The 3,700-nt window shown below is 50.2% G+C and carries 4 protein-coding genes; 2 read left to right on the forward strand and 2 right to left on the reverse strand.

All coding sequences use genetic code 11. The features are described 5' to 3' along the window. Both ENN47_08490 and ENN47_08495 read right to left on the reverse strand, forming a co-directional pair. The coding region (locus ENN47_08490; protein HDP78205.1) for a nitrilase at positions 1–207 on the reverse strand (207 nt) is incomplete at its 3' end. Beyond that, positions 204–806 (reverse strand): pyroglutamyl-peptidase I, encoded by a 603-nt coding sequence (locus ENN47_08495; GenBank protein HDP78206.1) that lies wholly within the window; start codon positions 804–806, stop codon positions 204–206. The genes ENN47_08495 and ENN47_08490, both read right to left, overlap by 4 nt. 98 nt (positions 807–904) lie before the next feature. Between ENN47_08495 and ENN47_08500 the strand changes: the two genes are divergently transcribed. Together ENN47_08500 and ENN47_08505 are read left to right on the forward strand one after the other, a co-directional pair. After that, positions 905–2,854, forward strand: coding sequence for a S9 family peptidase (locus ENN47_08500; protein ID HDP78207.1), 1,950 nt, complete (start codon positions 905–907; stop codon positions 2,852–2,854). Positions 2,855–2,861: 7 nt separating this feature from the next. After that, positions 2,862–3,700, forward strand: an 839-nt coding sequence (locus ENN47_08505) for a GNAT family N-acetyltransferase (GenBank protein HDP78208.1), incomplete at its 3' end; no start/stop codon positions are given.

Raw genomic sequence — 3,700 nt, forward strand, 5'->3', positions numbered from 1 at the left:
GTAATCTACCTGCTTTTTGAAGAAACTGCTTGCATCTCTCACATAGGCTCTCTCCGCGTTGCGAGTGAACCCGCTCAAGGTAGTTTCAGGAAAGACAATCAGCTCGACACCGGCCACCGAGGCTCCTGCGAAAAGTCTTTCGATTATCTTCATGTTGATCTCCGGAGACTCCCAGACTATGTTGAGGGGAACGCCGCCTATTCTCATCTATTCTCCTCCAGTGCAAGGTCTATTATCCTTGAAAGAACTTTCGCCGAGACTTCCGCCTTTATCGCCGGCTTTTCTTCTTCCGGACTTGTCTGTTCTGGAATGCACGGTATGTGCACAAACCCGGCGGGTATGTCTATGCCCCTCATTGTGAGAAAATCCATACACCTGTAAAAGAGATAGTTGCAGACAAATGCACCTGCCGAGAAGGACTTCTCGATAGGAAGTCCCTCATCCTTCAGCTTAGAGACAATCCGTTCGATCGGAAGCTTGGAAAAGTATGCGTCTTTAGAAGCAGAAATTATCTTCTCTCCGGTCGCAATAAATCCGTTGTTGTCTGGAGTCGCCGATTCCTTCCAGTTGATCGCAACCTTCTCCGGAGTGATGAGAGATCTTCCGGCCGCCTGGCCTATCATAATCAACGCCTCCGGGACGCCTTTCAGGAGGCGCAGTTTCAGTGGAGAAAAGGAGTCATCGAAGACCGTTGGAAGGCTCATGAGCTCAATGTCTTCTCTCAAATCCGCGAGAAGCTGCGCTACTATCTGCGATGCGTTTATTCTGCTTCCTCCAAAGGGATCGAAGTGGGTCACCAGTATCATCTCATTCACCTCTCATTCCCTACAATTCTAGCATCACAAGGAAGTCGAGAATGAAAAGCCGCCATTCTGGTAGAATGATTCTGAAAGGGGTGATCTAGTTGAAGAAGCTGAAGCTTGAGGATCTCTACAAATACTCCGCTGTGGGCGATCTTCACATCTTTCCCGACGGGGAAAACTTCGTCTTTGTAAGAAAGACGATGGACAAGAAGGAGAACCAGTACGAAAGCAGCATCTGGTCTGGCAACATGAAAAGTGGAAGGGTTCGGCAGCTGACCCGGGGTGGAAAGGACGGTTCCCCCACCGTCAGTCCAGACGGCAAAAGCCTTCTCTTCGTCTCGGGAAGAGATAAGGACGCGAAAGGATCCGGGCTTTATCTTCTGCCTCTTGAGGGCGGAGAAAGCAGATTGGTGAAGGCTCTAAAAGGAGGATTTTCCTCTGTCTCGTGGATCGATTCGGAGACGGTTCTTTTCATAACGAAGCATGCGCCCGGTGAAGATCCCGAGAAGTTGGAAGAAGATGACCCGCCAGAGAAGAAGGTTTACGAGATTGACAAAATACCATTTCTCTCCAACGGAGCTGGATTCACAGAGAACAGAGCAGGCCGCCTGTATAAGATGAAACTCCAAGACGGAAAGATGGAACCGGTCGAGGCCGTTGGAGGAGATGTCGAAAATATCGTTGTGTCTCCCGAGAGAAAAGAAGTTGCGGTTATAACAACCGAAGATAAAGAGAAGAGGCCGATATGGAGCAGTCTCTACGTCCTCGATTTGCAGAGTGGATTGGCGAAGAGAATCGGAGACGACAGCCTCTCATTCTATCACTGCCAGTGGTCGGGAGAACGCGAACTGTTCGCTGTCGCAACCGACTTCGAAAAAGGCTTCCCGACCAATCCCTTCATTGTCCATATAGATCTGGAGTCTATTGCGCTTACTATGGTTGCCAGAGAAATGGACCTTTACTTCGGCAACAGCCTGAACAGCGATGTGAGGGGTGTCTCGCCGAACACTTCCATGAAGGTTGTGGAAGGCAAGCTGTATTCACTTGTAACTGCAGGATCGCAAATAAAGCTTATTTCTATGGATAAAGAGGGAAAGTTAGAGGAAATCGCTGTCTCTTCGGGGAGCATAGACTGCTTCGATATTGCAGGCGAAAGACTTCTCCTTTCTGAGATGACAACGCTCGAGCCGCTTGAGATCTACTCTCTTGTCAAAGGCAAGAGGAAGAAGCTCACAAACTTCAACTCGTGGATTAAGGGTCTTAAGCTGTCGGAACCTGAGAGCTTCGAAGTGGAGGCCTCCGACGGGCAGAAGATCGAAGGCTGGATAATGAAGCCTGTAGACTTCGAGGAAGGGAAGAAGTACCCCGCTGTCGTGGAGATACACGGAGGGCCAAAGACGGCATATGGCGGAGGATATGTACATGAGTTCCAGGCTCTGGCCTCCGAGGGGTATGCTGTTATCTACTGCAACCCGAGGGGAAGCGCCGGTTACGGAACCGACTTTGCCGACATAAGGGGTCACTACGGGGAGAGGGATTTCGAAGACATAATGGAGATCGTCGAGTACGTCATAAACGAATACGATTTCGTTGACGAGGATAAGCTTGGAGTCACCGGAGGTTCTTACGGCGGCTTTATGACAAACTGGATTGTGGGGCATACCGACGCCTTCAAGGCTGCCGTCTCCCAGAGATCTATCTCGAGCTGGATCTCCTTCTTCGGCACCACGGATATCGGATACTTCTTTGCAAGCGATCAGACCGGAGGCGATTTCTTCGACAACCTCGAGGGTTATCTCAGACAGTCACCTCTAATGTCGGCGCCCAACGTAGTCACTCCGATTCTTTTCATTCACTCCCTTGAAGATTACAGATGCTGGGTCCCCGAAGCGATGCAGTTCTTCACGGCGTTGAGGTATCTCGGAAAAGAGGCGAAAATGGTGCTCTTCCCGAAGGAGAACCACGAGCTATCCAGAGGAGGCCTTCCCGTACACAGGGAAAAGCGTCTGAGGGCAATACTGGAGTGGTTCGATTCCCACCTGAAGACATGAGCCGTTGATGGAAAACAAGAAGGCAGGAAACATACATGTAAGATTCGCCACAATCGATGACAACGATAAGCTCCTCAAGATAGAGCGAGAATCGGCTCAGGAGGGTAATATCTGGCTCGTGGCTTTTAGAGAAGACTTCTTTGGAAGACTGAAGTACTTCGAAGAGGGTTTTATCATGATTGCCGAAGACGCCTACGACATTATCGGATGTATCGGTGTGGGAATCGAAGACTTGATCGTGAACGGAGAGTCAAGAAAGGGCATATATCTCTTTGGGCTGAGGACCAACCCGAAATACAGGCTGAAAGTCGCGCGCTGGCTGAAATCGATCATTCAGGAACTTCAGAGGCTCTTAGGGCCCACTGATTTCGATTTCGGATACGCATCGGTTAAGGCCGACAACGTTGCCTCGAAGAAGATCTTGGAACACATGGGTTTCTCCACTACGGCGACACTGGACTTCTACGCCTGCCCCGTAAGGAAGACTAGAAATGAGAAGTCCGTCTTTTTTGAAAGGGAGTTAGACCTCGAAACGATATTGGACCTGTACAAACCTCTCGAGAAGGATTATGATTTCCTTCTTCAAGGCACGAAGGCCTTCGAGTCGATGGTTGCAGCGGGGAGATTGAGGTTGTTCAAGACGGAAGGGGCGTCCGCGCTGGTTCTCGATACGAGCGGCGAGCAGGACTTCGGTATTACGCGCCTTTCAAAGGGATTGAGGGCATTTCAGCTACTGGCTCAGGGAACCCTTTCACCTCTGGTAAGGATCCCGAGAATGAATGAGCGATTGAGGTCCTGGGACGTTCTTCTCTTCGGCTGGGACGATATAAGAAGCGCCCGAAAGAC

The organism is Mesotoga infera (assembly GCA_011045915.1).
Classification (GTDB): Bacteria; Thermotogota; Thermotogae; order Petrotogales; family Kosmotogaceae; genus Mesotoga; species Mesotoga infera_D.

Bases quoted from the DNA above. Each gene is read 5' to 3' on its own strand.
- ENN47_08495 (HDP78206.1), bottom strand. From the start codon at position 806: ATGATACTGGTGACCCACTTCGATCCCTTTGGAGGAAGCAGAATAAAC.